The following is a 26,687-nucleotide window of genomic DNA, read 5'->3' on the forward strand; positions in this document are numbered from 1 at the left end:
CCACAGAGTGAGGGCCTCGAAACGGAAAGCGCAACAGTTTTGTTGCACTGCGGCGACGCCTATTACGCCGCCACCGCCTTCATCGACACCGCAATGTCCGCCAGCTTGTCCACGTCCACAGGCGTTCCCTTGGCGATCAGCTGTTTGCCGGCCATGAACTCGGGCGGGGCGTTTACCGCCTCGACGCAGACGATGCGGTCGCCGGCCAGATGGAACACCGCAAAGCTTCCTGCAGCCGGATCGCCGCGCACCACCTGGCGATCCGCCTCGAACGGCAGGCCGGCGATCTGCAGCTTGTACTCGTACTGGTCCGACCAGAACCACGGGACCTCGGGCGCCGGCCCGGGCCGACCGACGATGGCGGCGGCCGCCTGTTTAGCCTGTTCCAGGGCGTTGGGCACGCTTTCCAGCCGGTGATGCACGCCGCCGTGGACGGGGATGGGGCGGCGCGTCATGTCGCCGACGGCGAAGATGGCCGGATCGCTGGTCCGCGCCTGATCGTCCACCACCACCCCATCGTCGCATCGCAAGCCCGCCGAGCGGGGCAGGCCGTCGCAGGCCAGGGCGCCGACCCCGATCAGCACCGCGTCCGCCTGAACCACCGTTCCATCGGCCAGGGTCACGCCGTCCCGCGCCACGGCGACCACCTCGGCCCCCGTCAGGATTTCGACGCCCCGCGCCCGATGCTGTTCGGTGAAGAAGGCCGAAAGCGCCTCGGACGCCACCCGCGCCAGCACGCGCGGCGCCCGCTCGATGACGACGGCCTCGGCCCCCAGCGCGCGCGCCGAGGCCGCCGCCTCCAGCCCCACATAGCCGCCGCCGACCACCGCCAGCCGCCTGCCCGGCCCCAGCACGGCCTTCAGCCGTTCGGCGTCCTTCAGCGTGCGCAGTTCCAGCAGGTCGGGATGATCCCCGCCCGGAACCGGCAGTTTCCGCGCCGTCGATCCGGTGGCCAGCACCAGCACCTCATAGGTTTCCGACGATCCATCGTGGAAGGCGACCGTCTTCGCCTCCGGGTCGATGGACACGGCGACGGTCGAGGGCCGGAAGTCGATGTCCTGCTCGACGTAAAAGCTCAGCGGCCTCAGCAGCAGGCCGTCCAGATCCGCCTCCCCCTTCAGCCACGCCTTTGAAAGGGGCGGACGCTGGTACGGCGGCGCATCCTCCTCGCCCGCCAGAACGATCGGCCCCTCATGGCCGTACTGCCGCAGAAAGGCCGCGACGGAGCCGCCGGCGTGCCCGGCGCCGATGATGAGAACCTTGGTCATGGAGGTGATGTAGAGCGGTGAACCTGTGTGCGTAAGTCGTGATTGGTGAATCGTGACTCGGGATTGAAGCCTGCGCCATCCAATCACGAGTCACCGATCACGACACACGCCCACCCCTTGACCGTTCCATCGTTACAGCATAGTGGAACGCGCATGACGACCCCGCCCGCCCGTGACGCCCTGCATGACGCCCTGCTGTCGATGCGGACGCGCGCCGAGATCGACGCCTTTCTGGCCGATCTCTGCACGCCTGCGGAACTGCGCGCCTTCGCCGAGCGCTGGCAGGTCGCGCGTCTGCTGGATGCGGGCGGCAAATCCTATCGCGAGATCGCGGCCGAGGCCCATGCCAGCCCCACCACCGTCGTCCGCGTCGCCCGTTATCTGAAAGACATGCCGCATCAGGGATACCGCATCGCCCTGGACCGGTTGAAAGCCTGAGTATCCGAACATGAGCACTGTCCAGGGTCGGCTCCGCATCGCCGTCCAGAAATCCGGCCGTCTGGCCGACCGCAGCCTCGACCTGATCCGCGACGCGGGCCTGAAATGGGTCAAGGGTCACAACGACCTGCTGTACCGGGTCGAGAACTACCCCATCGACCTGCTGCGCGTGCGCGACGACGACATCCCCACCTTCGTGGCCGACGGGGTCTGCGATCTGGGGATCGTCGGCGAGAACGTGCTGGAAGAGGGCCGCAACGGCGGGCCGAACGCCTCGATCGTCATGCCCCTGGGCTTCGGTCGCTGCACGCTGAAGATCGCCACGCCCCCGACCCTGGCCTACGACGGGCCGGCCTCTTTGGAGGGTCTGCGCATCGCGACCTCCTATCCCAAGATCCTGCGTCGCTTCCTGGACGAGCGCGGGGTCAAGGCCGACATCGTGGTCATGCGCGGGGCCGTCGAGGTGGCGCCGCGGCTCAAGCTGGCCGCCGCCATCTGCGACCTGGTCTCGACCGGCGCGACGCTGGAGGCCAACGGCCTGGGGGCCAAGGATACGGTTCTGGAAAGTCAGGCGGTCCTGATCCAATCGCCTGTCGCGCCCGAGCCCAGCCTTCAGCCCCTGCTGGACAGCGTCGTCGAACGGATGGCGGGCGTGGTGTCCTCCCAGGGCGCCAAATACGTCATGCTGAATGCGCCCCGCGCCTCGCTGGACCAGATAACGGCCATCCTGCCCGGCGCCGGTTCGCCGACCGTCATGCCCCTGATGGGCCGCGACGATGCGGTCGCCGTCCACGCCGTCTGTCAGGAGGCCGTCTTCTGGGAGACGCTGGAGAAGCTGAAGGCCGCCGGCGCCTCGGCCATCCTGGTCCTGCCCATCGAGAAGATGATGTGATGACCGAAACCGCATTCAAACGCATCGACTGGTCGTCGCTGGACGCCGCTGGAAAGAAGGCGGCGCTGGTCCGCCCGGCCCAGCGCACGGCGGGCGACGTGACCGAGGTCGTCCGCGCCATCCTGAACGACGTGCGCGAGCGCGGCGGCGCGGCGGTGACCGAATGGTGCCTGAAGCTGGACAAGGCCCCGCCCCGCCGCATCGCCGTCACACCCGGCGCTGTCGCCGAGGCGCGCAACGCCCTCCCCCCCGCCGACGTCCGCGCCCTGCGGATGGCCGCCGACAATGTGCGCGTCTTCCACCAGGCGACCAAGCCGGAAGACACTCCCTTCGTCGAGACCACGCCCGGCGTGCGCTCGAAACTGGCGTGGCGGCCCATCGCCTCGGCGGGCCTCTACATTCCCGGCGGCACCGCGCCCCTGTTTTCGTCGCTGCTGATGCTGGCCATTCCGGCCGGGGTCGCGGGCGTCGGCCAGCGCGTCGCCGTGACGCCGCCGAACAAGGACGGCGGCGTTCACCCCGCCATGATCCTGGCCGCCGCAGAGGCCGGTCTTGACGCCATCTGGCTGATGGGCGGGGCGCAGGCCATCGCCGCCCTGACCTTCGGCGTCGAGCTGGAGGACGGGACCATCCCCGCCTGCGACAAGCTGTTCGGACCCGGCAACGCCTATGTCGCCGAGGCCAAGAAACAGGCGTCCGCCCTGCCCGGAGGTCCCGCCGTCGACATGCCCGCCGGCCCGTCTGAGTTGATGGTCATCGTCGACCGCGACGCCGCCCCCGAGATCGCCGCCGCCGACCTGCTCAGCCAGGCCGAGCACGACACCGACGCCCAGGTTCTGCTGGTCTCCACCAGCCGCGCCACCATCGACTACATCCTGACCGAGGTCGAGGTGCAGGTCGCCACCTTGCCGCGCGAAGCCATCGCCCGCGCCTCGTTGCAGGAAGCTCGCGCCATTCTGGTGCGCGATCTGGACGCCGCCGCTGAGGTGGCCAACCTCTATGGTCCCGAACACCTGGCGATCCAGATCGACGATCCCGAACCCCTGGTCGATGCGATCAAGGCCGCCGGCGCTGTCTTCGTCGGGCGGTTCGCCGCCGAGACGCTCGGCGACTACGCCGCCGGTCCCAGCCACGTCCTGCCGACCGATGGCGGCGCCAGGACGCTGGGCGGCGTTACCACCGCCAGCTTCATGACCACCATGTCGGTCCAGCTGGTGACCGAGGCCGGCGCCCGCGGCCTGGCCCCCATCGCCGCCCGCCTGGCCCGGATGGAGGGCCTCGAAGCCCACGCCCGCGCCGCCGACCTGAGGAGCGAGGGATGAGCCTGATCGCAAATACCCTTCTCCCCTCGGGGGAGAAGGTGGGCCCGAAGGGCTCGGATGAGGGGGCTCTGTCCGCCTCGCTGACGGCGGGAGCGGGTCTGTATCCGGCAACCCCCTCATCCGTCTCGCTCCGCGAGCCACCTTCTCCCCCGATGGGAGAAGGAGATCTGTCATGACCCTGCCCGCCCCCTATCCCCCGCTGGTGTCCGGCGGCGACGGCCTGGACCGCTATCCCGGCGACGCCTCGGCGCTGGCCGCCCGCATGGCCGCCCTCTACGCCGTGCCCGCCGACCAGGTGCTGCCCGTCCGTGGCCTGACCCACGGGCTGGAACTGGCCTGGCGTCTGGCCGCCCGCGACGGCGGATCGGTCGAGGCCCCCAGGGCCGAACCCTACGACAGCCTTGCCGCCATCTATCCGTCCAAGGGCGAAGCCGCCGTGGTGGTCATCCGCGCGCTGGGCTCGCCCGAGGCCGTCGCCGAAATGGCCGCTCGCGTCGCCCCCGCCCTGCTGGTGGTGGACGAGGGCGTGATCGAGTTCTCCGACAGCGCATCGGCCGTCACGGTCGTCGCCGACCTGCCGAACCTGGTCGTCCTGCGCAGCCTGTCCCTGGCCTATGGTCTGGCCGGCGCGCGGGTCGGCGCCGCGATCGGCCAGCCGCAGACGCTGGCCCGGCTGGCGTCGGTGCTGGAACCCTACGCCCTGCCCGAGCCGCTGGCGCGGCTGGCGCAGCAGGCGCTGGCCCCGTCGCGGATGATCGAGACCGCCGAACGCATCGCCTCGGTCCGGCGCGAACGCGAGCGCATCGCCCGCGAACTGGGCCGCCTGATGCCGGTCGAACCCGGCGTCGGCCCCATCATCATGACCCGGCCCGAAGATCCGGCGGCGGCGCTGGCGGGACTGAAGACCTATGGCGTCGCGGGCGACCTGTCGGGCGACCGTCTGCGCCTGCCCGTCTCGATCAAGCCCGAGGTCAACGACCGGCTGCTGGCGGCCTTCGGCCTGACGCCCGCCAAGCGCCGCGCACCGCGCGTAGGTCAGGCCGTGCGCGACACCAAGGAGACCCGCATCGTCTGCGCCGTCGATCTGGATGCGCCTGGCCCGATCAGGATCGAGACCGGCGTCGGCTTCTTCGACCACATGCTGGAGCAGATCGCGGCCCACGGCGGCTTCTCGCTGCGGCTGCAATGCGAAGGCGACCTGCACACCGACCCGCACCACACCATCGAGGACAGCGCCATCGCCCTGGGCCAGGCGCTGAAACAGGCGCTGGGCGAACGCAAGGGCATCGCCCGTTACGGCTTCGTCCTGCCGATGGACGAAGCCAATGCGACCGTCTCCATCGACCTGTCGGGACGGCCCTATCCGCTGTTCGAGGGCGCGTTCGAGACGCCCTATATCGGCGACTACCGCACCGACCTGACCGCCCACGTCTTCCGCTCCCTGGCCGAGGCCATGGGCGCCGCCGTGCACATCAAGGTCACCGGCCAGGACGACCACCACAAGACCGAGGCCGTCTACAAGGCCTTCGGCCGCGCCCTGCGTCAGGCCATCCGCGTGGAGGGGGATGCGGTGCCGAGCACGAAGGGCGTGTTGTGATGAGCGCACCTGCATTCCTTCTCCCCTCGGGGGAGAAGGTGGGCCCGGAGGGCTCGGATGAGGGGGCTCTGTCCGCCTCGCTGACGGCAAGAGCGAGCCTGTATCCGGCATCCCCCTCATCCGTCTCGCTCCGCGAGCCACCTTCTCCCCCAAGGGGAGAAGGCTGATGGAGGTCGCCGTCATCGCCTATGGCGCGGGCAATATCGCCTCGGTTCAGTTCGCGCTGGAGCGGCTGGGCGCGACCGTGCGCCTGACCGCCGATCCGGTCGAGATCGCAGAGGCCGAGCGGGTCATCCTGCCCGGCGTCGGGGCGGCGGGCTACGCCATGTCGCGGCTGGCGGAACTGAACCTGATCGAACCGATCCGCGCCTTCCCTCGCCCCCTGCTGGGCGTCTGCCTGGGCCAGCAGTTGCTGTTCGGATCGAGCGACGAAGGCGACGGCGTCGAACTGCTGGGCGTCATCCCCGGCGTGGTGAAACGTCTGGAGCCGTCCGAGCCCCTGCCCGTGCCGCACATGGGCTGGAGCCGCCTGACGCGCGACCGCGACGATCCGCTGCTGGAAGGCGTCGCCGACGGCGCCTACGCCTATTTCGTCCACGGCTTCGTCTGCCCCGACGGGCCGGCGACCCTGGCGCGGGCCGACTATGGCGGGCCGGTCCCTGCCGTGGTGCGCTCTGATAACCGCTGGGGCTGCCAGTTCCACCCCGAACGCTCGGCCGAGGCCGGGGCGACGATCCTCAAGAACTTTCTGGGCCTGACATGCTGATCTATCCCGCCATCGACCTGAAGGCCGGCGTCTGCGTGCGGCTGATGCACGGCAAGTTCGACCAGGTGACCCAGTATGACGAACAGCCGGCCGCCCGCCTGACCGCCTTCGCGGCCGAGGGCGCGCAGTGGATCCATATCGTCGATCTGGACGGCGCCGAGGCGGGCCAGGCCGTGCAGCACGCCCTGATCGGCGAACTGACCCAGGCCATCGACGTCAAGGTCCAGTCGGGCGGGGGCGTGCGCAGCGCCAACGACGTGGCCAAACTGCTGGATTCGGGCGTCTCGCGCGTCGTCGTAGGCTCCCTGGCCGTGACCCAGCCCAACGACGTCGCCGCCTGGCTGAAGGGGTTCGGGATCGAGCGCATCACCCTGGCCCTGGACGTCAAGATGGAGGACGGCGTGCCCGTGCCGGCGCTGAAGGGCTGGACCCAGTCGTCGGGCGTCACTCTGTGGGAGGCGCTGGACCGCTATCCGAAGGGGACGGCCAAACACCTGCTGGTGACGGACGTCGGCCGCGACGGCGCCCTGACCGGGCCGAACCTGGAGCTGCTGGCGGAAATCCGCAGGCGACGTCCCGACCTGGTGCTTCAGGCCTCGGGCGGCGTGTCGTCGCTGGATGATCTCAGCGCCATCAAGGCGCTGGGCTGCAACGGCGCCATCGTGGGCCGCGCACTCTACGAGGGCTGTTTCACCCTGCCCGAAGCCATAGCGGCGGCGGCATGACCGCCCCGTTCGCAAGCATAAGGGCGGTCCAATGACCGCCCGGCGGATCATCCCCTGCCTGGACGTCAAGGACGGGCGGGTGGTCAAGGGCGTGAAGTTCGTCGGCCACACCGACGTGGGCGACGCCGCCGAACTGGCCGCGCGCTATCGTGACGCGGGCGCCGACGAACTGGTCTTCTATGATATCGCCGCCAGTCCCGAGGGGCGCACGCTCGACTATGGCTGGATCAGGGATATCGCCCGGCTGCTGGACATCCCCTTCTGCGTCGCCGGCGGCATCCGCAGCGTGGATCAGGCCGCGCGATGCCTGGACCACGGTGCGGACAAGGTGTCGATCAACTCCCCCGCCCTGGAGCGGCCCGAACTGATCGCGGAGATGGCCGAACGGCTGGGCGGCCAGTGTGTCGTCGTCGGCGTCGACAGCCGGTTCGAGGACGGCGACTGGGTGGTCCATAAATACACCGGCGATCCCGATGCGCGCCGCCGCGCCGGCAAGCGCACCCTGGACTGGCTGGATCAGGCGCAAGCCCTCGGCGCCGGCGAGATCGTGCTGAACTGCATCGACCAGGACGGGGTGCGCAAAGGCTATGACATCGAACAACTGTCCGCCGCCCGGGCGCGCCTGACCATCCCCTTGATCGCCTCGGGCGGAGCCGGCGCGCCGGAGCATTTCAAGGCCGTGTTCGACCAGGCCAACGTGTCCGGCGCCCTGGCCGCCAGCGTCTTCCACACCGGCGCCATCGCCATACCGGACCTGAAACGATACCTGGCCGGCCAAGGCCTGGAGATGAGACTGTGATCGACCCGAACACCATCGACTTCGCCAAGGGCGGCGGCCTTGTCCCCGTCGTGGTTCAGGACGCCGCCACGCTTCAGGTCCTGACTCTAGCCTATATGGACCGCGCGGCCCTGGACGAGACGATCGCGTCGGGCGAAGCCACCTTCTTCTCGCGCTCGCGCGGCGGACGGTGGAGGAAGGGGGAGACCTCGGGCGACCGGCTGCATGTCGTGGGCGTCACGCCCGACTGCGACAACGACGCCCTGGTCCTGTCGGTCCGGCCGGTCGGCAACGCCTGTCACCTGAACCGGACCAGCTGTTTCGGAGAGGCCGACGCGCCGGGCGTGGGCCGCATCGCCCGGTTGGAACAGACCATCGCCCGCCGCGCCGCCGCCGATCCGTCAGAGAGCTGGACCGCCAAACTGATCGCCCAGGGCCCCAAACGCATCGCCCAGAAGGTCGGCGAAGAGGGCGTCGAAACCGCCCTGGCCGGCGTCGCCGGACCGGACGAGGAACTCGCCAGCGAGGCTGCGGATTTGATCTATCACCTGCTCGTTCTTCTCCATGCCCGTAACATGGTGTTTCAGGACGTGCTGGATGTGTTGGCCTCACGCGCCGAAGCGGGCAAAGGCCAACCTGCACCTTAACGGCGTCGATCCCACAAAGCGGGATCGCTGAAGGGATACTTCATGGCGGCTCTCATTCTGTTCGGCGGCGGCGGCGATCTGGCGATGCGCATGCTGCTGCCGTCGCTGTATTTCCTCGAGCACGACGGCCTGCTGCCCGACGGGCTGAAGATCATCGGCGCCGCGCGTTCGGAAGAAAGCGCCGACGACTATATCGCCAAGGTCCACGACGCGGTGAAGGCCAAGGCCGAGGCCGACAAGGCCTGGGACGAGGACAGCTGGTCGCGGATGAAGGCGCGTCTGGATTATCTGGCGGTGGACGCCACCTCGCCCGACAGCCTGAAGCCGCTGAAGGACAAGGTGGGCGACGGCGAGGTCACGTCGTTCCTGGCCGTGTCCCCGTCGCTGTACGCCCGCATCGTCACCGCGATGAAGGCCGCCGGTCTGGCCGAGAAGAACTGCCGCATTGTTTTGGAAAAGCCGGTCGGGCGCGACCTGACGTCCTTCCTGGACATCGACGACGCCGTGGCCCACGCCTTCAGCGAGAACCAGGTGTTCCGCATCGATCACTATCTGGGCAAGGAGACGGTGCAGAACCTGATCGCCCTGCGGTTCGGCAACACCATCTTCGAGCCGCTGTGGAACAATCTGTCGATCGACCACGTCCAGATCACCATCGGCGAGACCGTGGGGGTCGGCGACCGCTGGCCCTATTACGACGAATACGGCGCGCTGCGGGACATGCTGCAGAACCACATGCTGCAACTGCTGTGCCTGGTGGCGATGGAGCCGCCCAGCGACTTGGACCCGGACTCGGTGCGCAACGAGAAGGTCAAGGTGCTGCGCTCGCTTCGCCCCATCACCCCCGACGAGGCCGAGCGCGTCACCGTGCGCGGCCAGTATGTGGCCGGGACCAGCGAGGGCAAGCCGGTCAAGGGCTATGACGAGGAGCGGGGTCAGGATTCGGACACCGAGACCTTCGTCGCCATCCGCGCCGACATCGACAACTGGCGCTGGGCCGGCGTGCCCTTCTTCATGCGCACCGGCAAGCGGCTGCCGGAAAAGCGCACCGAGATCGTCATCCAATTCAAGCCGGTGCCCCACTCGATCTTCGACCGCGATGATCGCGGAGAAGTGACGGCGAACCGGATGATCATCGAGCTTCAGCCCGAGGAAGACATCTCCCTGACCGTCATGAACAAGCGCCCCGGCCTGGATCGGCGGATGCAGCTTCAGCCGATCAAGATGAGCCTGTCGTGGGGTGTTGACGGCAAGGGCGACGCCCCGCCGCGCCGCCGCATCGCCTATGAGCGTCTGCTGCTGGATGCGATGGCGGGCGATTCCACCCTGTTCGTGCGTCGCGACGAGGCGGAACAGGCCTGGAAATGGGTGGACGAGGTGTCCGAGGCCTGGGCCGAATCCGGCCTGAAGCCCGACGAATATGTCGCCGGAACTTGGGGTCCCGACAGCGCCGACATGCTGATGATGCGGACCGGCCGCGACTGGAACACGACCGATGTCTGATATCCCTGCCATCGAAACCTTCGCCGGCGTCGACGCCTGGGCCGAGGCCATCGCGGCCCGGCTGAGCGAGAGCCTTTCGACAGCCCTGCGCGACAAGGGCGCGGCCCTGTTCGCCGGGCCGGGCGGTTCGACGCCTGCCCCCATCTATCGCCGGCTGGCGGCGACCGATCTGGACTGGTCCCGGGTCGCCGTGACCCTGGTGGACGAGCGCTATGTTCCCGAAACCTCGCCGGAGTCCAACGCCCGACTGATCCGCGACGTCCTGTTGCAGGACAAGGCGGCGGCGGCGCGCTTCATCCCCCTCTATACGCCCGAGGTCACGGTGGACCGGGCGGCCATGGTCGCCGCCAAGGCTTTGGCGGACGCCGGCGGGCGGTTCGATGCGGTCCTGCTCGGCATGGGGGAGGATGGCCACATCTGCTCCATGTTCCCCGAAAGCCCGACGCTGAAGACCCTGCTGACGCCGACGCTGAAACCCACGGTCCTGGGCGTGCCCCACGGTCGCGACGGCATGGCGCCGACCATCGAGCGGCTGTCGATCAACCTGGCCTATCTGATGTCGGCCGGTCGGGTGATCCTGGGCCTGAAGGGCGCCGCCAAGCGGCGCGTCTTCGAAGAACAGGCCAAGGGCGATCCGAAGGTTCAGCCCATCGCCGCCCTGATCGCCGCCGGCGTTCCCCTTGAAGTTTTGTGGACGGAGGAAGGCTGATGGCGCTTCACCCCACGGTCGCCGCGGTCACCGCCCGCATCGTCGAGAAAAGCCGCGAGACCCGCGCCGACTATATCCGTCGCATGGACGCCGCCCGCGACAGCGGGACCGGCCGCGCCAAACTGTCCTGCGCCAACTGGGCCCACGCCTTCGCGGGCCAGACAATCGCCGACAAGCTTACGTCGATGGACGGGTCCAAGCCGAACCTGGGCATCGTCACCGCCTATAACGACATGCTGTCGGCCCATCAGCCGTTCGAACGTTTCCCCGACGTGGTGCGCAAGGCGGTGCGCGAGGTCGGCGCCACGGCCCAGGTCGCCGGCGGCACGCCCGCCATGTGCGACGGCGTGACCCAGGGTCGCCCCGGCATGGAGCTGTCGCTGTTCAGCCGCGACGTCATCGCCATGTCGGCGGGCGTGGCCCTGACCCACGACGCCTTCGACGCCGGCCTGATGCTGGGCGTCTGCGACAAGATCGTGCCCGGCCTGTTCATGGGCGCCCTGGCTTTCGGTCACCTGCCCGTCGTCTTCGCTCCGGCAGGCCCCATGCCGTCGGGCATTCCGAATGCGGAAAAGGCCCGCGTCCGCGCCGAATATGCGCAGAACAAGGTGGATCGTCAGACCCTGCTGGAAAGCGAGATCGGCAGCTATCACTCGCCCGGCACCTGCACCTTCTACGGCACCGCCAACTCCAACCAGATGATGATGGAGCTGGGCGGGCTGCACATGCCCTCCACCGCCTTCGTCCATCCCGACACCGGCCTGCGCGACGCCCTGACGGCGGCGGCGGCGAAGCGGGCGGTCGAACTCGCGCGCAGCGGCGAGTGCCGCATGGCCGATGTCATCGACGAGAAGTCCATCGTCAACATGATCGTGGCCCTTCTGGCCACCGGGGGTTCGACCAACCACGCCATCCATCTGGTCGCCATGGCGCGGGCGGCGGGGGTTCTGATCGACTGGACCGACATGGACGAACTGTCGTCGGTCACGCCGCTGCTGGCGCGGGTCTATCCCAACGGCTCGGCCGATGTGAACGCCTTCCAGGCGGCCGGCGGCGTGGCCTTCATCGCGCGCGAACTGGCCCAGGCCGGCAACATCCACACCGACGTCACCACCATCATGGGCCAGGGGATCGAGGCCTATTTCCAGGAGCCGTCGATGGTGGACGGCGAACTGGTCTGGCGCGACGGGGTGAGCGAGAGCCTGGATCGCGACATCCTGCGTCCCGCGTCCGATCCGTTCGACCACGAGGGGGGCCTTCGCCTGGTCCAGGGCGACCTGGGCCGCGCGGTCATCAAGATCTCGGCGGTCAAACCCGAGAACCGCATCGTCGAGGCGCCCGCCGCCGTGTTCGAAACCCAGGAAGACGCGCTGCAGGCGTTCAAGGACGGCAAGCTGTTCCGCGACGTGGTGGTGGTCCTGCGCTTCCAGGGACCCAAGGCCAATGGGATGCCGGAACTGCACAGCCTGTCGCCAGCCCTGTCGGTCATTCAGGACAAGGGGTTCAAGGTGGCCTTCGTCACCGACGGCCGGATGTCGGGCGCCAGCGGCAAGACGCCCGCCGCCATTCACGTCAGCCCCGAGGCCCTGGCCGGCGGTCCGCTGGCGCACGTTCAGGACGGCGACATCATCCGCCTGGACCCCGAGGCCGGGGTGCTGACCACCGTCGGGATCGCCGACCTGACCGCCCGACCGGCCGCCACGCGCACGCCGGCCATCGCCCAGGGTTCGTCCTGGGGCTATGGCCGCGAGCTGTTCGGCGCCTTCCGCCATGTCGTCACCACCGCCGAACAGGGGGCCACCGTCTGTTTCGCCCTGCCCAGCGCCAGCAACGGCCACGACGACACGCCGCCCAACCCCAACTTCGTCGACCGGACCGTGGACGCCTGATCCACCGAACCGAGCGCAGGAAACGCCCAGAATGAATGACAAGACCCTCCTCGTCGGCGACGTCGGCGGCACCAACGCCCGCTTCGCCCTGGCCCGCATGGTGGACGGCCAGCCCGTGCTGGACCACCACGACAGCTTCCCGGCCGAGACCTATCCGACCTTCCTGGAAGGCGTCGCCGCCTTCATCGACGGCTGCGAGGTCAAGCCGACCGGCGGCGTCATCGCCGTGGCCGGCCCCGTCACGGACGGCGCCATCGACCTGACCAACTCGCCCTGGCAGGTGTCGGAGAGCGAGCTGCAGACCCTGGGCCTGAAGCCGGTCAAGCTGATCAACGATTTCGAGGCCCTGGCCTGGGGCGCGCCCGTCGTGCCGGCGGACCAGCTGGAAAGCCTGGGCGGGCCGGTCGACGGCGATCCGCATTCGACCGTCGCCGTGCTGGGTCCCGGCACCGGCTTCGGCGTCGCGGCCCTGGTGCGCGACGCCCACGGCAAGGAGATGGCCATGCCGTCCGAGGGCGGCCACGCCTGCTTCCCCCCCGGCGATCCGGTCGAGGACGAAATCCTGCGCATCCTGCGCCGCCGCTATGATCGCGTCTCCATCGAGCGTCTGATCTGCGGCCCCGGTCTGCTGAACATGCACCGGGCCCTGGCCGAGATCGACGGGCGCGAGACCCATATCGACGATCCGGCCCAGATCACCCAGACGGCGATGACCGATCCGAACAGCCCGTGCGGCGCGACCCTGGCCCGCTTCTGCGCCATCCTGGGCGCCGTGGCCGGCGACATCGCCCTGACCACCGGGGCGCGCGGCGGGGTCTATATCGCGGGCGGCATCGTTCCGCGCATCCTGCCCTTCATCAAGGCCAGCCCCTTCCGCCAGCGGTTCGAGCGCAAGGGCCGGTTCAAGGACTATATGTCCGAAATCCCGACCAAGGTGATCATGCACAAACACGCCGCCTTGCTGGGCGCCGCGCGCGTCGCCTTCGCCGAGGCCGAAGGCTAGGCGATCACGCAAATCTCACGGCGGCGTGAACCGATCCGCCGCCGTGACGTTTCCTCGTCTCCACAAAGGAGAGGAAACCCAAGATGAAAAAGTTCGCCATCGCCGCCGCGTCGCTGTTCGTGCTGTCGGGCGTCGCCGCCTGCGGTGAAAGCGCCACCGACAAGGCCGCCGAGAAACAGGCCGACGCCATCGAAGCGACGGGCGAAGCCCGCGCCGACCAGCTGGAAGCCCAGGCTGCGACCGCTCCGACCGAAGCCCAGAAGGACGCCCTGAACGCCCAGGCCGATCAGGTCGAGAAGAACGCCGACCGCAAGGCCGACCGTGTCGAGCAACAGGGCGGCAACGCCGACGGCGGCATGACCACGTCGAACACGCCGTCGACCCACTAAATCCGTTTACGGATGGACCGGCCCCCGTCGTTCGCGACGGGGGCTTTTTCTTATCGGCGGTCAGTCGATGCAGAGGGTCGGGCCGACCTTGCCGTCCACGACCGTGGCGTTGCAGCCGAAGCGATCGCTGGTCGCCTGGCACACGCCGGCGGTCGCCGTTCCCGCCGCGGCGCCCGTATTGCCCTCGACGCGGCAATCGCCCTGACACTGGGCGCCGTCGGTGCAGCGCTTGCCGGCGTCGGCGTAGCTGATCACGCACTGCCAGGACTGCATTCGCCCGACCTGTTTCATCGTGCCGCCGCGCGTCGCGCAGGCCGAGGCCTCCGCGCTCTGCATCGGCGCGTCGGAACCCGCGCTCGTGGTGGTCTGGGGCGTGCAGGCGGCCGCCAGAAGCGCGGCGGCGGCGATGATCCAAATACGGATCATGATATCTGTCCCTTGGTGAATCCCGACCACACGTCGTCGTAGTCCAGTTGCATCTGAGGGGATTGCGACGCCCATTTCGTGACGCGGATCGGCGCACGGGTTTCGAACATGAAGGCCAGGGTGTTTTCGATCTTGTGCGGCTTCAGCTCGGCCTTGATCGCGCCCTCGTAGCTGGCCTGATCCGGGCCGTGGCCGCTCATGCGATTGTGCAGCGACGCCCCGCCCGGCGCGAAACCGCCCGCCTTGGCGTCATAGGCGCCGGTCACCAGCCCCATGAACTCGCTCATCACGTTCCGGTGGAACCACGGCGGACGGAAGGTGTGTTCGGCCACCATCCAGCGCGGCGGGAAGATGACGAAGTCGATGTTGGCCGTCCCCGGCGTCTCCGACGGGCTGGTCAGGACGGTGAAGATCGACGGATCGGGATGGTCGTAGCTGACGGTGTTGATGGTGTTGAACCGCGCCGTGTCATAACGGCAGGGCGCCAGATTGCCGTGCCAGGCGACCACGTCCAGCGGGCTGTGATCGAAGGTCGTGGCCCACAGACGGCCGCCGTACTTCTGCACGCACTCGGTCGGGCGATCCACGTCCTCGTAGGCCGCGACCGGCGTCTCGAAATCGCGCGGATTGGCCAGGCCGTTCGCGCCGATGGGGCCGAGATCGGGCAGGCGGAACGGACCGCCGTAGTTCTCGCAGACATAGCCCCGCACGGGACCCTCGACCTCGACGCGGAAGCGCACGCCGCGGGGGATCAGGACGATCTGGCCGGGCCGGGCCTCGATCACCCCCATCTCGGTGACGAAGCGATGCGCCCCCTCCTGGGGCACGATCAGCACTTCGCCGTCGGCGTTATAGAAGACGCGGTCGGTCATCGAACGGTTGGCGACATACAGGTGGATGCCCGCGCCCGCCCCGGCGTCCGGCTCGCCGTTGCCGCCATAGGTGGTCAGCCCCTCGACCCAGTCGGTGGGGGCTTCAGGCATCGGCAGCGGATCCCAGCGCATCCGGTTGGGATTGGGCGGCGTCTCGTCGAACGGCCCCGAGCGCACCCGGCCCTGGTCGAACGGCCGATAGGGTCCGTGCTGGGCCGAGGGCCGCAGACGATAGAGCCAGCTTCTGCGGTTCTCGGCGCGCGGGGCGGTGAAGGCCGTGCCCGACAGCTGTTCGGCGTACAGGCCCATCGGCGTCTTCTGCGGCGAGTTCTGGCCCTGCGGCAGGGCGCCGGGCGCGGCCTCGGTCGCGAAATGATTGCCGAAGCCGGTCATGTAGGCGGGCGCGTTGGATCGCGTCATATGGTGTCTCCCTATGCCCCCGGTTTAGACCCCGCGCACGCCAGCGTCACCCTGTCGCGCGGACGGCGGTCAGACCTTGGACGGCAGGAAGGGCGAGAAGGTGATGACGGTGAAGGTGTCGCGCACGTGCGGGCGCGTCTGGACCTGTTTGGTCACGAAGGTGCCGATATCGGCGTCGCGCGGCAGGTTGAACTTGGCCAAGAGGTCGTGCTGGCCCGAGGTGGAATAGACTTCCGACACATTCTCCACATTGTCCACGATGTCGGCCGCCACATCGTTGGCGTAACCCAGCTCGCATTTGATGAAGACGAAGATGGCGGTCATCATGGCCGTGGCCTTCCTGAAGTTTGAACGCCTTCTAGCCCATGGCGACCGCCGCCGAAACGGCCGACGGCGCCGATCAGCGCAACCGCTTGCTGACCCAGACCAGGGTGGGGTCGTCCTCGACCGGGGCGACGTCGAAACCCATGTCGTTCTCGACCTGCAGGGCGGCGTGGTTGGCGCGGTCCTCCAGCGATTCCACCACCGCATAGCCGCGCGCCCGCGCCTCGGCCACCAGCCGTTCCAGCAGGGTCCAGCCGATCCCCTGCCCCTTCAGGTCCCCGCGCAGCAGGATGGCGGCCTCGGCCCGCTCGCCCGCCGCGTCGCCGGCCAGGACGGCGGTCGCCGCAATGGTCCCGTCCTCGCCCCAGGCGATCAGGCTCTCGCCGTTCGCCGAAGGCTTTTCGATCAGGGCCAGCAGCTGGTCGTGACCGGGCGCGCCCAGGGTGGAGAGGAAACGGAACCGCATATCCTCCGGCGTCACCTTGGCGAAGAAGGCCGCCAGGGCGCGCTCGTCCTCGCCGCGCGCCGCGCGGACCTCCAGGCGCAGGCCTGTGCGGGTGACGAGCCGTTCGCGATCGAGCAGGGTCATGGGCTTCTCCTTTGATCCCGACCCTCGCCCCTTCGGCGACGCCGCGCCTTGACCTCGATCAAGACCGGCGAATGAAACAATATGTTCCGTCGCCTCACGGCGAAGCTGGCCCCCCGGGCTTTGGTCTGGGCCGGGCGTGCGATAAGCAGAACGCCGAACGGCCCACACGATCCCGCCGCATCGGGACGACCAGGAGACAGACCATGGCCCACGATCGCGTCAGCGTGCTTCAGGCGCTGGAGACCCAGGGCGTCTGCCCCGTCTTCTACCATCCCGATCCCGAGGTCAGCCTGAACGTGATCCGCGCCTGCGCGCGCGGCGGCGCGCCGGTGGTGGAGTTCACCAATCGCGGCGACTTCGCCTGCGACCTGTTCGGCGAGATCAATCGCGAACTGATCAAGACCGATCCGAACGTCGTGCTGGGCATCGGTTCGGTGGTCGATAGCGGCACGGCGGCGCTCTATCTGAACCGCGGCGCGCGGTTCGTGGTCAGCCCCTGCCTGGTTCCCGACGTGGCCAAGGTCTGCAACCGGCGCATGGTCGCCTATTTCCCCGGTTGCGGTTCGGTGACGGACATCGGCGAGGCCCACGAACTGGGCTGCGACATCGTCAAACTGTTCCCCGGTTCGTCGGTCGGCGGCCCGGACTTCGTCAAGGCGGTCAAGGGGCCGATGCCCTGGGTCAAGATCATGCCGACCGGCGGCGTCGATCCCGAGGAAGCCTCCATCGCCAAATGGTTCGGCGCCGGCATCGTGGCGGCGGGCATGGGCTCCAAACTGGTGACGGACGCGGCGGTCAAGGCCGGCGACTGGACGGCCATCGAGACCTCCGTGCGCGCGGCGGTGGACGCCGTGGCGGCCTTCCGCGCCTCGAAAGCCGCCTAGGACCTTCAGCGGCCGGGGCGGTCTTGGCCGGCGCGGTCCGACCCGTTCGTTTCCGGCCCGTCGTGGCGCGCGGCGTTGCGACGGGCGGCGCCCTTGCGCTGCAACAGGGGCGTCATGGCCTTGCGCTCTGCCGGCGTCAGGGTCGCCAGCAGGGCCACCGCCCCGGTCTCCAGCCGCTGACGCCCGCGCATCTCGGCCGCGCGCGACTGTTCCAGCAGGGCCTGGACGCGCGGGGAGTCCAGCGTCGGCTGACCGGCGACGGCGATGGCCTCGCGCCGCGCCGCCCGCGCCGCCTCGAAATCGGGACGGGCCAAGAGGGCGGTTTCGCGTAAGGAAGCGCGCACCCGCTGGCGCACGGCGGGGTCCAGCCCGGCCAGCACCTCGGCCAGCGGCCCTTCGCGGCCGCCCCGGCGCTGCTCATCGATCCGCCGTTCGATCTTGTCGCGGCCGACGACATAGGTCACGCCCCCCGCCACCGCGAAAAGGTTCAGGGCCACCGATACGGCCAGGGCGATCTTCAGCGTCTTGGTCGTCATCCCAGAACCTCGGTGTCGTCCACCCCGGTCAGGGCCGATTGATAGAGCACCGCATCCGCCCGCGCATCGGCCGTCAGATGGCTGGTCAGGCCGACGCCCGCCACCACGCCGGCGCAGGCCGCCGCCGCCCAGCCGGCGCCCAGATACCAGACAGCCTGACGCCACCGCCCGCTGGTCTTCGGTCGAGGCGCCGCCGCCAGGACCCGCGCCGTCAGCGCCGCCGAAGGGACCGGCACGGGCGCCGTATCCAGCAGGGCATCCAGCGCCGCAGCCTGGTCCAGCACGTCCCGCAACGACGGATCGGCGGCCAGCAGGCTTTCGGCGAAGGCGCGCTGGTCCGCAGGCCAGCGACGCAGGTCCGCGCCATAGGCGTCCGCCAGAGCCTGCAACCGTTCCGCCTTCATCGTCCGTCTCCCTTAGAGGCGGTGATCGGAGACATATCCGACAGCGCCTGACGCAATGCGCGACGACCGCGCGACAACAAACTCTCCAGCGCCTCGACGCTGATCGCCATCAGGGCGGCCGCCTCGATATTGGACAGCTCCTGATAATGGCACAGCACGATGGCCTCGCGCTGACGGTCGGGCAGCCGCTTCAAGGCCGCCGTCACCCGCGCGCCGGTCTCGGCGGCCAAGAGCCCCCGATCCGGCCCCGGTCCCTCGTCCGGTCGATCCGGCGGCGTATCGGTCGGGATTTCGCGCCGGCGCCTCAGCCGGTCGTAACAGAGGTTCAGCGCCACCCGGTGCAGCCAGGTGTCGAACCGCGCCTGGCCGGGCCGCCACTTCGGGGCCTGTCGCCAGGCCCTGAGCATGGCCTCCTGCGCCACGTCCTCGGCCTCGGCCGCGTCGCCCAGCATCCGCTGCGCCAGAGCCAGGATGCGCGGCAGCTTTCTGGCGACCAACGCCTGCGACGCCGCCGGGTCGCCCTGACCCACGCGGCGCACTAGTTCCTCGTCGGGGTCGACGATGGCGACCAAGCCTGCCTCTTCCGCTGCTGACGAAAGGGACCGATTCGTCCATGACGGCCGACCCCGACACCGTTCTTACTCCGAAGCCGGAGCCGGGGAAGCGGCTTGTGGCGCCGGACGCGCGGCCTGGCGCTCCGCACGACGGGCCTGACGATCCGCGCGGTGGGCGGTCATGGCGGCGCGGCGCTCGTCCGGCGAGATCACGCCGTCGCGGTTGGCGTCCATCGTGTCGAACCGCTCGCCCAGCTTGGCGGCGACCTCCGAAATCATCACCGGACCGCGCTCGCGACCCTCGCGGCCCGGACCGCGCATGGCGTGACGCGGACCGCCGCGACGACCCTCGCGCGCGCCGGCGCGTTCGGGACGGGCGACGTTGGCGGCGTCGAACTCGGCGCGGCTGATCGAGCCGTCGCCGTTGGCGTCCAGCTTGGCGAAGCGGGCGTCGGCGTGTTCGGCGCGTCGGGCCTGCAGGGCCGCCTGACGCTCCTCGACGCTGATCGTTCCATCGCGGTTCGCATCCATCGCCGTCAGGCGGGCGACGCGCGCATCGACGAACTCGGCGCGGGTGATCTGGCGGTTCGGCTCGCCACGCGCATGATGCGGCGCGGGCGGGGTCTGTGCGGTCGCAACGCCGGCGCTGGCGGCCAGCGCGATGGCGCCCAGGCCGGTCAGAAAGGTCATTCTCATCTCGATCGTCTCCTTGGGCCGCATACGGCGGCCGGACATAGCCCTGTCAGGAGATTGAACGCAGCGTCTCCGAATCTCCGTCGCGACCCGCCGGAACCGCGCGTTCGAAGGCCTTGCGGGCGCGCACGCGCAGGTCCGTCAGTTCGGTCTTCAGCGTCTCGAAATCGGGCGCGCCCGCCGCCTCGGCCAGACGCAGCTGGAACACCGACGGCTCGGCCTCCGGGTCGACCCGTCCCTCGAAGGCGGCGGCCAGCAGATGGGCCAGCCGCTGCTGCACCCGCCACGCCTCGGCCAGGACCGGATCGTCGTGCAGCGCCTCCAGCGTGGACAGGGTCAGCGGTTCGCCGATGGCGGCGGCCTGAAGCTGGCGGAACTGGGCCGCGAACTCGGCGTCCACCTGTCCGCCGGGCGACAGCTTCAAATCCCAGAAGCCATGCGGACGACGCTCGCGGTCCATCAGTCCCCGCATCCTGCGCACATCGGCGGCGACATCGACGCCGGGGCGCGGACGGCGCAGGGCCGCCTCGATAGCCGCCCCGACACGCTCGCCAAAGGCCGGATCGCTGGCCCAGACCACGCGGGCGCGGGTCAGGACCATGAACTCCCACGTCTCCGCCTCCTTGGCGTAATAGGCGTCGAACGCCGACAGACGCACCGAAACCGGCCCTTTCGACCCCGTGGGCCGCAAGCGCATGTCGACTTCGTAAAGACCCCCTTCCGCCGTGTGGGCCGACAGGGCCGCGATCAGCCGCTGGGTGAAACGGGCGTAGAAGACATCGGCGGTCCAGTCCTTCAGGGTCGATGTCGCCTCGGGCGGCGCCTCGTAAAGCGTCATCAGGTCCAGGTCGGAGCCGGCCGTCATCTCGCGCGAGCCGGCCTTGCCCAGCGCCACCACCGCCACCGCGCCCGGAAACGCGCCGCCCAGCCGCACCGTCTCGGCCAGGGCCGCCGGCGACAGGGTCCGCATGGCCGCATCTGCCAGGGCGGCGTAGGCCCGGCCGGCAGCTTCGGTGCCCGCCCGCCCGGTCAGGGCGTGGATGCCGATACGGAACATCTGTTCGCGGTGCAGTCGGCGCACCGCGTTCATGGCCCCCTCGAAATCCTCGGTCTCGCCCGCCTCGCGCAGGATCTGTTCGGTCAGGCCGGTGTCGTCGGACAGGTCGGTCAGGAAGCGCGCATCCAGCACCCCGTCCAAGGCCGCCGGCTGGCGCCCCAGGGTGCGGGCCAGGCGCGGGGCGAAGGCCATCACGCCGAGCACCATCTCGAACAGTTTGGGCTGGTTCAGGAACAGGGCCTGGACCTGCACCCCCGCCGTCAGACCGGAGAAGAAGACGGCGAACCGGCGAAAGGCGTCGTCGGGCGCGCCGGACCGCGCCACCGCCTCCAGCAGGCGCGGCGCCAGGCGGGTGAACAGTTCGCGCCCGCGTTCGGTGCGGGTCGCGGGGATGCGGCCGTGGTGCCAGGCGCGGATGGTGTCGGCGACCGAGGCCGCCTCGGAAAACCCCATCCGCTTCAGGGTCTCCAGCGTCTCGGGGTCGTTCTCGACGCCCGTAAAGACCAGGCTGCCATAGCTGGAATCCAGATCCTCGCCGCCCTCGAAGAGTTCGCCATAACGCGCGTTGACCCTCGCCAGCAGCGCCTCGACATGGGCGTCGAAGGCCGAAAGGTCCGACCCGCCGGCCAGGGCGGCCACGGCGGCGCGGCGTTCGGCGTCCTCGGGCAGGCGGTGGGTCTGTTCGTCGTCCAGCATCTGCACGCGATGCTCCAGACCGCGCAGTTCGACATAGGCGGCCGACAGTTCGCCCGCGACGGCGCGGGGGATATGGCCGGCGTCGGCCAGGGCGTAGAGCGCCTCTATGGTGCGCGGCGTCCTCAGGGCCGGATCGCGTCCGGCCAGGATCAGCTGCTGCGTCTGGGCGTAGAATTCGATCTCGCGGATGCCGCCGCGCCCCAGCTTCAGATTGGCGCCCGCCGCGGCCAGACCCTCGCCGGTCTTGTGGACGTGGATCTGGCGCTTGATCGCCTGGATGTCGAGGACGGCGGCATAGTCCAGGCTGCGCCGCCAGACGAAGGGGACCAGCGCCTTCAGGAACCGCCCCGCCGCGCGCAGGTCGCCCAGCACCGGCCGCGCCTTGATGAAGGCCGCCCGCTCCCAGTTCTGGCCGACGCTTTCGTAATAGGCCAGGGCCATGGGGGCGGCGACCACCGGCTGGGTCGACGACGGATCGGGCCGCAATCGCAGATCGACCCGGAAGACATAGCCGTCGGCCGTCCGCTCGCTGAGCAGGGTCGCGACCCCCTTGCCGACGCGATTGGCGAAATCCTGCATCTCCACCCCCTCGGCCAGGGCCAGGGTGGTCAGGCGCGGCTCGAAGAAGAGCGAGATGTCGATGTCGGAGGAATAGTTCAGCTCATTGGCGCCGTGCTTGCCCATGGCCACGCCGAACAGGCCGGGCACGGGACCGCGCGAATCGTCGGGCGGGGAGATCAGCCGACCGCGCGCCCTCTGCTCGGCGGCGACGGCGCGCAGGGCCGCGCGGCAGGCGGCGTCTGCGAATTTCGACAGGGCCTGTGTGACCTGGTCCAGATCCCACACGCCCCCCAGATCGGCCAGCGCCGTCAGCAGATGCAGATCGGCCTTCAGCACCCGCAACGGCGCGCGCACATCGTCGGGTTCGCCGTCCAGAGCATCGGCCTCGCCGAGGATCCGAGCCAGGCTCTCGGCCGGATCGCCCTCCAGCAGTCGGCGCAGATGGGCCGGACGGCGGCGCATCAGGCCGGTCAGATAGGGCGACGCGCCCGCGACGGGAGCCAGGGCGGGCCAGGCGGCGGTCAGGGTTTCGGACCAGCCGTCCGCCGCGGCGACCTCGGTCAGGGTGTCGTGCAGACGATCGGCGGCGGCGGGATTCGCGACGGGGCCGGCGGGGGCGAGGGATTGAAACAGGGGTTTGGACTTGAGATCAGGCATTCAAATCTTCCGCTCATCCCCGCGAAAGCGGGGACCCAGTGCTGTCGCTCGGCAGGGTGTTGGACCACGATCCCAACACGGCCCACAAGTCCGCACGCCCAAAGAACTGGGTCCCCGCTTTCGCGGGGATGAGCGGAATCAGGTCGAGGCCAAGGCAGCAGGCAACACCAGCGCGACCCGCAGGCCCGGGCCGAAGTCGCCATAGGCGCCGGGGCCTTCGTCCAGCACGACCCGGCCGCCATGAGCTTCGGCCACCGCCGTCACCAGCGACAGGCCCAGGCCCGAGCCCGGCTCGGTGCGGCTGTTGTCCAGACGCACGAACCGCTGGACCACCCGCTCGCGGTCCTCCTCCGGCACGCCCGGCCCGGTGTCGGTGACGGAATATTCGATCTCGCCCGACGAACGCCGACGCGCCCTCAGCTTCACCGCCCCCCCGGCCGGGGTGTATTTGATGGCGTTGTCGATCAGATTGGCCAGGGCCTGGGCCAGGAAGGGCTGGTTGCCCTCGATCGTCAGCCCCCGGTCGATCTCGGCGGAGAAGTCGATGGACTTGTCCTCGGCAGCCGGTTCGTAAAGCTCGGCCATGTCGGCGGCCAGGTCGGCGGCGTCCATCACCTTCGGATCGGGCGCGCCGCCGGCTTGCAGCCGGGCGATGGCCAGGACGGTGTTGAAGGTCTTCAGCAGGTGATCCGCCTCGTCCAGGGCGATGCCCAGGGCGTCCACCCCGTCGATCTTGCCCGCCTCGGCGTCGATCAGGGCCACCTCCAGCTTGGCCCGCATCCGCGTCAGGGGCGAGCGCAGATCGTGGGCGATGGCGTCGCCGGCGTGTCGGATCGAGGCCATGGACGCCTCCAGCCGATCCAGCATGGTGTTCAGCCCCTGCCCCAGTTCGTCCAGTTCGTCGCCGGTGTGGCGCACGGCGGCGCGGACCTTCAGGTCGCCTTCCTGCACCGCCTGCACGACCTGGTTCAGCCCGGCCATCGACTTCTCCACCCGACGGCTGATGTAGAGCCCGCCCGCCAGGCCCAGCAGCATGACCAGGGCCATGGCGCCCCACAGCGCCTGGGTCAGGCGGGCCAGATAGGCCTCGATGCCGCCGATGTCCTCGCCCACGAACAGGGTGTCGCCGCCCGCCAGCGGCATCACCACGCCGATGGAGCGCCGGTTCTGCACCCGACCGTCGTCGTCGGCGCTGGTCAGGCGAAAGGTGCTCCACTCGCCCCGTCCGACCTGGGGCGGCTCCTTCAGGTCGAAGGGCATGACCGACAGATTGCCGGTGACGATCTGTCCGTCAGGCGCGGTCAGCAGATACAGATACGGCCCGCCGCGAATGGTGCGTTCGACCAGCGCCTGGTTCAGGGCGTCGATCCCGCGCGTGCGGTGAATGGCGGTCAGGGCGCTCAGTTCGCCCTCCACATCCGCCCTCGCCCGCCCCTGAGCCTCCGACGCCGAGGCGAAATAGACATAGGCCAGTATCGCCCCCGCCGCCGCCACGAACAGCGCCAGGAACAGCAGCGTCAGCCGAAACGGCGTGCGACGAAGGACGGAAGGGAGGCGCATGAAGGCGTGAGCGGTGACTCGTGATGGGTGAGTAGCGATATGTGAACGGCGGAAATGGTCAAAGCGGTTCAGAAAGATAAGCCGTGTTGGCGGCCGCTTCTCGCTGCGACCCTGCCTACTCACCAATCACCACTCACGCCCGAGGTTACGCCTCCAACCGATACCCCGCGCCGCGCACGGTCTGGAGCATGGCCTTGTCGAAGCCCTTGTCGATCTTGGAGCGCAGGCGGCTGATGTGGACGTCGATGACGTTGGTCTGGGGGTCGAAATGGTATTCCCACACCTTCTCCAGCAGCATGGTGCGCGTCACCGACTGACCGGCGTGACGCATCAGGAACTCCAGCAGCTGGAACTCGCGCGGCTGCAGGTCGATCTCGGTCGTTCCGCGATGCACAGTGCGGCCGATCAGGTTCATCTCCAGGTCGCCGACCTTCAGCACGGTCTGCACCCCGCCCGTCTCGCGCCGGCGCGCCAGGGCCTCGACCCGCGCGATCAGTTCGGCGAAGGCGTAGGGTTTGACCAGATAGTCGTCGGCGCCGGCCTTCAGCCCCGTGACCCGATCCTCGACCTCGCCCAGGGCCGACAGGAACAGGACCGGCGTCTGATCGCCGCCCTTGCGCACCGTCTCGACCATGCCGACGCCGTCCAGACGCGGCATCATCCGGTCCACGACATAGACGTCGTAGCCGCCCTTCTGCGATTCCAGCAGGCCGAAGGCGCCGTCCACCGCATGGGTCACCTCGTGCCCCGCCTCGGACAGGCCCCGCACCATGGCGGTCGCCGCCTCGGCGTCATCCTCGACCACCAGAATCCGCATCGAAACCCCTCCCGGAATCAAAATCGCCGCCGATGTTAGCCCATCGGCGGCGATTGACGAGTTAAGGCTTGGTCAGAATGCCGATCAGTTCTTGTCTTGCAGCGGCAGAACGATGGGGCTGTTCCCACGCGGGGTGCGGACCAGCAACAGAATACCAGGACGTCCCGCGCCTTTCACCGCTTCCACGGCGCTCTTCAGGTCGGCCGTCGATCCAACGCTGCGCCCGTTCGCCTGAAGGATGACCATGCCCGGCTGGAAGCCCAGCCGACCGGCGCGCGATTGCTGGCTCACGTTCGTCACCACCAGCCCCTGAACGCCTTCGGGGATGTCGAAGCGGCCGCGCAGCGCACCCGTGACGGGCGCGACGGTCAGGCCTTCGACGACCTCGCCTGTGGCGGCGCCGGGATTGGACGGCGTCTTGGAGCCGTCGCCGTCTTCCGTTCCGGCGACTTCGAGGTTCGCAGGACGCGTGCCGGCACGGACGTTGACCGTCTGGCGACGGCCCTCGCGCAGCAGTTCGAGACGCAAGGTATCGCCCGGCTTGGCCGATCCGACCGCGCGGGTCAGTTCGCTGGAGCCTTCGATCGCGCGACCGTTCAGGTTCACCACGACGTCGCCCGGCTGAAGTCCTGCGCGCGCCGCCGGGGCGTCGGGCGTGACTTCGACGACGTAGGCCCCCTTCGTGGTCGCCGGTAGTCCCAGGCTTTCCTTGTACTCGTCAGTCAGGTTGCCGATCTGGACACCCAGATAGCCCCGCTCGATCGTTTCGCCGCGCATCAGCCGCTCGGTGATCGCCTTGGCCGTCTCGGCCGGGATGGCGAAGCCGATGCCGACCGATCCCCCGGTGGGCGAATAGATGGCCGAGTTCACGCCGATGACGCGGCCATAGATGTCGAAGGTCGGGCCGCCCGAGTTACCCCGGTTGATCGCCGCGTCGATCTGGATGTAGTCGTTGTAGCCCGACGGATCGATGTCGCGCGCCTTGGCCGAGACGATGCCCGCCGTGGCCGTGCCGCCCAGGCCGAACGGGTTGCCGATGGCGATGACCCAGTCGCCCACGCGGGGCTGGGCCGTTTCTTCGAAGCTGACGTATTTGAAGTCGTTGCCCTCGACCTTGATCACCGCCAGGTCTGTGCCGGCGTCGCGGCCGATCAGGCGGGCCGGCAGTTCGCGGCCGTCCGACATCTTGACCTTGATCTCGGTCGCGTCGGCGACGACGTGATTGTTGGTGACGATGAAACCGTCCTGCGAGATGAAGAAGCCCGAGCCGGCGCCCTGGGTCGTCTGCGGTTCGTCGCCGCCCTGACCGCCGCGCCCTTGCGGAGGCACGAACTGGAACGGCAGGCCGGGAATGGTGAAGGCGCCGCCCTGGGGCTGGTCCACCTTGACCGTCACGTCGATCTGAACGACGGCCGGGGCCACCTGTTCGAAGATGGTCGCGAAGCTGTTGGGCGCGCCCGGCGGCGGGGTGAAGCTGTCGCCATTGGCCGGGACCGGGGTGATGCGGTTGACCGCCTGGGGTTCGGCGTGCGCGCCGGGCCAGTTGATCACGCCGCCGGCGGTCGCCGCCGCCGCCAGGGTCAGGCCGGCCGCGGCCCCGAGAATGAACTCCTTGCGCTTCAGCATCGTGGTCCTTGCGATCCTCTGTCCGGCGCCAGACGGGCGCCGGTTTCGCGATTGATATAGGCCGGAAGGCTTTTCCGCCAATGCC

Annotated in this window: 27 protein-coding genes; 14 read left to right on the plus strand and 13 right to left on the minus strand. The window is 69.3% G+C overall.

Going from position 1 to position 26,687, the window contains the following annotated elements; genetic code table 11:
- Positions 1-62 precede the first annotated feature (62 nt).
- Positions 63-1,268 (minus strand): NAD(P)/FAD-dependent oxidoreductase, encoded by a 1,206-nt coding sequence (locus B3Z70_RS16705; RefSeq protein WP_292045926.1) that lies wholly within the window; start codon positions 1,266-1,268, stop codon positions 63-65.
- Positions 1,269-1,421: 153 nt separating this feature from the next.
- Here B3Z70_RS16705 and B3Z70_RS16710 point away from each other — a divergent pair, with 153 nt between their 5' ends.
- The 13 genes from B3Z70_RS16710 (at position 1,422) to B3Z70_RS16770 (ending at position 13,926) form a co-directional block, all read left to right on the plus strand.
- Entirely contained in the window at positions 1,422-1,706 is a 285-nt protein-coding gene (locus B3Z70_RS16710) for a YerC/YecD family TrpR-related protein (protein ID WP_292019637.1), read from the plus strand.
- A gap of 10 nt (positions 1,707-1,716) precedes the next feature.
- A complete protein-coding gene (gene hisG / locus B3Z70_RS16715; protein WP_292019639.1) occupies positions 1,717-2,598 on the plus strand; it encodes an ATP phosphoribosyltransferase in 882 nt (293 codons plus the stop codon).
- A complete protein-coding gene (gene hisD, locus B3Z70_RS16720) occupies positions 2,598-3,920 on the plus strand; it encodes a histidinol dehydrogenase (protein WP_292019641.1) in 1,323 nt (440 codons plus the stop codon). The genes hisG and hisD overlap by 1 nt, the downstream gene beginning before the upstream one ends.
- Positions 3,921-4,092: 172 nt before the next feature.
- Positions 4,093-5,517, plus strand: a complete 1,425-nt coding sequence (hisB, locus tag B3Z70_RS16725; protein ID WP_292019643.1) for an imidazoleglycerol-phosphate dehydratase HisB — start codon at positions 4,093-4,095, stop codon at positions 5,515-5,517.
- A 166-nt stretch (positions 5,518-5,683) separates the two neighbouring features.
- Positions 5,684-6,283: an imidazole glycerol phosphate synthase subunit HisH gene (gene hisH / locus B3Z70_RS16730; RefSeq protein WP_312124168.1), complete on the plus strand. Its 600-nt coding sequence runs from the start codon at positions 5,684-5,686 to the stop codon at positions 6,281-6,283.
- The gene (hisA, locus tag B3Z70_RS16735) at positions 6,277-7,008 is read left to right on the plus strand and encodes a 1-(5-phosphoribosyl)-5-[(5-phosphoribosylamino)methylideneamino]imidazole-4-carboxamide isomerase (protein WP_292019645.1); all 732 of its coding nucleotides are present in this window, start codon (positions 6,277-6,279) and stop codon (positions 7,006-7,008) included. The genes hisH and hisA overlap by 7 nt, the downstream gene beginning before the upstream one ends.
- A 31-nt stretch (positions 7,009-7,039) precedes the next feature.
- Entirely contained in the window at positions 7,040-7,807 is a 768-nt protein-coding gene (hisF, locus tag B3Z70_RS16740) for an imidazole glycerol phosphate synthase subunit HisF (RefSeq protein WP_292019647.1), read from the plus strand.
- The gene (gene hisIE, locus B3Z70_RS16745; protein ID WP_292019649.1) at positions 7,804-8,433 is read left to right on the plus strand and encodes a bifunctional phosphoribosyl-AMP cyclohydrolase/phosphoribosyl-ATP diphosphatase HisIE; all 630 of its coding nucleotides are present in this window, start codon (positions 7,804-7,806) and stop codon (positions 8,431-8,433) included. Before hisF ends, hisIE begins: the two co-directional genes overlap by 4 nt.
- 42 nt (positions 8,434-8,475) lie before the next feature.
- Complete coding sequence (gene zwf / locus B3Z70_RS16750; protein ID WP_292019652.1) at positions 8,476-9,936, plus strand: glucose-6-phosphate dehydrogenase; 1,461 nt, start codon at positions 8,476-8,478, stop codon at positions 9,934-9,936.
- Positions 9,929-10,645: a 6-phosphogluconolactonase gene (gene pgl, locus B3Z70_RS16755; protein ID WP_292019654.1), complete on the plus strand. Its 717-nt coding sequence runs from the start codon at positions 9,929-9,931 to the stop codon at positions 10,643-10,645. The genes zwf and pgl overlap by 8 nt, the downstream gene beginning before the upstream one ends.
- Positions 10,645-12,534, plus strand: coding sequence for a phosphogluconate dehydratase (gene edd / locus B3Z70_RS16760; protein WP_292019656.1), 1,890 nt, complete (start codon positions 10,645-10,647; stop codon positions 12,532-12,534). Before pgl ends, edd begins: the two co-directional genes overlap by 1 nt.
- Positions 12,416-13,537, plus strand: a complete 1,122-nt coding sequence (gene glk, locus B3Z70_RS16765) for a glucokinase (RefSeq protein ID WP_292019658.1) — start codon at positions 12,416-12,418, stop codon at positions 13,535-13,537. Before edd ends, glk begins: the two co-directional genes overlap by 119 nt.
- A gap of 83 nt (positions 13,538-13,620) precedes the next feature.
- Positions 13,621-13,926, plus strand: a complete 306-nt coding sequence (locus B3Z70_RS16770) for a hypothetical protein (RefSeq protein WP_292019660.1) — start codon at positions 13,621-13,623, stop codon at positions 13,924-13,926.
- 60 nt (positions 13,927-13,986) lie between these two features.
- Here B3Z70_RS16770 and B3Z70_RS16775 read toward each other — a convergent pair whose 3' ends face one another.
- From B3Z70_RS16775 to B3Z70_RS16790, 4 genes are all read right to left on the minus strand, one after another.
- Complete coding sequence (locus B3Z70_RS16775; protein ID WP_292019662.1) at positions 13,987-14,352, minus strand: hypothetical protein; 366 nt, start codon at positions 14,350-14,352, stop codon at positions 13,987-13,989.
- Complete coding sequence (gene hmgA / locus B3Z70_RS16780) at positions 14,349-15,644, minus strand: homogentisate 1,2-dioxygenase (protein WP_292019664.1); 1,296 nt, start codon at positions 15,642-15,644, stop codon at positions 14,349-14,351. Before hmgA ends, B3Z70_RS16775 begins: the two co-directional genes overlap by 4 nt.
- Positions 15,645-15,713: 69 nt before the next feature.
- Positions 15,714-15,971 (minus strand): Lrp/AsnC ligand binding domain-containing protein, encoded by a 258-nt coding sequence (locus tag B3Z70_RS16785; RefSeq protein WP_045811868.1) that lies wholly within the window; start codon positions 15,969-15,971, stop codon positions 15,714-15,716.
- A 73-nt stretch (positions 15,972-16,044) separates the two neighbouring features.
- Positions 16,045-16,557, minus strand: coding sequence for a GNAT family N-acetyltransferase (locus B3Z70_RS16790; protein WP_292019666.1), 513 nt, complete (start codon positions 16,555-16,557; stop codon positions 16,045-16,047).
- Between the two features lie 203 nt (positions 16,558-16,760).
- Here B3Z70_RS16790 and B3Z70_RS16795 point away from each other — a divergent pair, with 203 nt between their 5' ends.
- Positions 16,761-17,441, plus strand: coding sequence for a bifunctional 4-hydroxy-2-oxoglutarate aldolase/2-dehydro-3-deoxy-phosphogluconate aldolase (locus B3Z70_RS16795; RefSeq protein WP_292019668.1), 681 nt, complete (start codon positions 16,761-16,763; stop codon positions 17,439-17,441).
- Positions 17,442-17,446: 5 nt separating this feature from the next.
- Here B3Z70_RS16795 and B3Z70_RS16800 read toward each other — a convergent pair whose 3' ends face one another.
- The 8 genes from B3Z70_RS16800 to B3Z70_RS16835 all read right to left on the minus strand — a co-directional run bounded on the left by B3Z70_RS16800 (position 17,447) and on the right by B3Z70_RS16835 (position 26,602).
- Positions 17,447-17,977, minus strand: coding sequence for a periplasmic heavy metal sensor (locus B3Z70_RS16800; protein ID WP_292019669.1), 531 nt, complete (start codon positions 17,975-17,977; stop codon positions 17,447-17,449).
- Positions 17,974-18,381 (minus strand): hypothetical protein, encoded by a 408-nt coding sequence (locus B3Z70_RS16805; protein WP_292019671.1) that lies wholly within the window; start codon positions 18,379-18,381, stop codon positions 17,974-17,976. The genes B3Z70_RS16800 and B3Z70_RS16805 overlap by 4 nt, the downstream gene beginning before the upstream one ends.
- Positions 18,378-18,953 (minus strand): RNA polymerase sigma factor, encoded by a 576-nt coding sequence (locus B3Z70_RS16810; protein WP_292019674.1) that lies wholly within the window; start codon positions 18,951-18,953, stop codon positions 18,378-18,380. Before B3Z70_RS16810 ends, B3Z70_RS16805 begins: the two co-directional genes overlap by 4 nt.
- A 66-nt stretch (positions 18,954-19,019) precedes the next feature.
- Complete coding sequence (locus B3Z70_RS16815) at positions 19,020-19,625, minus strand: EF-hand domain-containing protein (RefSeq protein WP_292045927.1); 606 nt, start codon at positions 19,623-19,625, stop codon at positions 19,020-19,022.
- 52 nt (positions 19,626-19,677) lie between these two features.
- Positions 19,678-22,599 carry a bifunctional [glutamine synthetase] adenylyltransferase/[glutamine synthetase]-adenylyl-L-tyrosine phosphorylase gene (locus tag B3Z70_RS16820; RefSeq protein WP_292045928.1) on the minus strand — a complete coding sequence of 974 codons (2,922 nt, stop codon included), beginning with the start codon at positions 22,597-22,599 and terminating at the stop codon, positions 19,678-19,680.
- A gap of 138 nt (positions 22,600-22,737) precedes the next feature.
- Positions 22,738-24,159, minus strand: coding sequence for a sensor histidine kinase (locus tag B3Z70_RS16825; RefSeq protein ID WP_292019948.1), 1,422 nt, complete (start codon positions 24,157-24,159; stop codon positions 22,738-22,740).
- A gap of 145 nt (positions 24,160-24,304) precedes the next feature.
- Entirely contained in the window at positions 24,305-24,976 is a 672-nt protein-coding gene (locus B3Z70_RS16830) for a response regulator transcription factor (RefSeq protein ID WP_248117903.1), read from the minus strand.
- A gap of 84 nt (positions 24,977-25,060) precedes the next feature.
- Positions 25,061-26,602, minus strand: coding sequence for a Do family serine endopeptidase (locus tag B3Z70_RS16835; protein WP_292019947.1), 1,542 nt, complete (start codon positions 26,600-26,602; stop codon positions 25,061-25,063).
- Positions 26,603-26,687: the final 85 nt, after the last annotated feature.

This window comes from Brevundimonas sp. UBA6550 (genome assembly GCF_002434505.1).
In the GTDB taxonomy this organism is placed as follows: domain Bacteria; phylum Pseudomonadota; class Alphaproteobacteria; order Caulobacterales; family Caulobacteraceae; genus Brevundimonas.

Coding starts and splice junctions, on each gene's coding strand:
- B3Z70_RS16805 (WP_292019671.1), bottom strand. CDS start 18,381: ATGAAGGCGGAACGGTTGCAGGCTCTGGCGGACGCCTATGGCGCGGAC.
- hisB (WP_292019643.1), top strand. CDS start 4,093: ATGACCCTGCCCGCCCCCTATCCCCCGCTGGTGTCCGGCGGCGACGGC.
- hisD (WP_292019641.1), top strand. CDS start 2,598: ATGACCGAAACCGCATTCAAACGCATCGACTGGTCGTCGCTGGACGCC.
- B3Z70_RS16820 (WP_292045928.1), bottom strand. CDS start 22,599: ATGCCTGATCTCAAGTCCAAACCCCTGTTTCAATCCCTCGCCCCCGCC.
- B3Z70_RS16815 (WP_292045927.1), bottom strand. CDS start 19,625: ATGACCTTTCTGACCGGCCTGGGCGCCATCGCGCTGGCCGCCAGCGCC.
- zwf (WP_292019652.1), top strand. CDS start 8,476: ATGGCGGCTCTCATTCTGTTCGGCGGCGGCGGCGATCTGGCGATGCGC.
- B3Z70_RS16800 (WP_292019669.1), bottom strand. CDS start 17,977: ATGACGACCAAGACGCTGAAGATCGCCCTGGCCGTATCGGTGGCCCTG.
- glk (WP_292019658.1), top strand. CDS start 12,416: ATGTCGTCACCACCGCCGAACAGGGGGCCACCGTCTGTTTCGCCCTGC.
- B3Z70_RS16710 (WP_292019637.1), top strand. CDS start 1,422: ATGACGACCCCGCCCGCCCGTGACGCCCTGCATGACGCCCTGCTGTCG.
- hisF (WP_292019647.1), top strand. CDS start 7,040: ATGACCGCCCGGCGGATCATCCCCTGCCTGGACGTCAAGGACGGGCGG.
- pgl (WP_292019654.1), top strand. CDS start 9,929: ATGTCTGATATCCCTGCCATCGAAACCTTCGCCGGCGTCGACGCCTGG.
- B3Z70_RS16785 (WP_045811868.1), bottom strand. CDS start 15,971: ATGATGACCGCCATCTTCGTCTTCATCAAATGCGAGCTGGGTTACGCC.
- B3Z70_RS16825 (WP_292019948.1), bottom strand. CDS start 24,159: ATGCGCCTCCCTTCCGTCCTTCGTCGCACGCCGTTTCGGCTGACGCTG.
- B3Z70_RS16835 (WP_292019947.1), bottom strand. CDS start 26,602: ATGCTGAAGCGCAAGGAGTTCATTCTCGGGGCCGCGGCCGGCCTGACC.
- B3Z70_RS16770 (WP_292019660.1), top strand. CDS start 13,621: ATGAAAAAGTTCGCCATCGCCGCCGCGTCGCTGTTCGTGCTGTCGGGC.
- hisA (WP_292019645.1), top strand. CDS start 6,277: ATGCTGATCTATCCCGCCATCGACCTGAAGGCCGGCGTCTGCGTGCGG.
- B3Z70_RS16790 (WP_292019666.1), bottom strand. CDS start 16,557: ATGACCCTGCTCGATCGCGAACGGCTCGTCACCCGCACAGGCCTGCGC.
- hisG (WP_292019639.1), top strand. CDS start 1,717: ATGAGCACTGTCCAGGGTCGGCTCCGCATCGCCGTCCAGAAATCCGGC.
- edd (WP_292019656.1), top strand. CDS start 10,645: ATGGCGCTTCACCCCACGGTCGCCGCGGTCACCGCCCGCATCGTCGAG.
- B3Z70_RS16775 (WP_292019662.1), bottom strand. CDS start 14,352: ATGATCCGTATTTGGATCATCGCCGCCGCCGCGCTTCTGGCGGCCGCC.
- B3Z70_RS16705 (WP_292045926.1), bottom strand. CDS start 1,268: ATGACCAAGGTTCTCATCATCGGCGCCGGGCACGCCGGCGGCTCCGTC.
- B3Z70_RS16830 (WP_248117903.1), bottom strand. CDS start 24,976: ATGCGGATTCTGGTGGTCGAGGATGACGCCGAGGCGGCGACCGCCATG.
- hisH (WP_312124168.1), top strand. CDS start 5,684: ATGGAGGTCGCCGTCATCGCCTATGGCGCGGGCAATATCGCCTCGGTT.
- hmgA (WP_292019664.1), bottom strand. CDS start 15,644: ATGACGCGATCCAACGCGCCCGCCTACATGACCGGCTTCGGCAATCAT.
- B3Z70_RS16795 (WP_292019668.1), top strand. CDS start 16,761: ATGGCCCACGATCGCGTCAGCGTGCTTCAGGCGCTGGAGACCCAGGGC.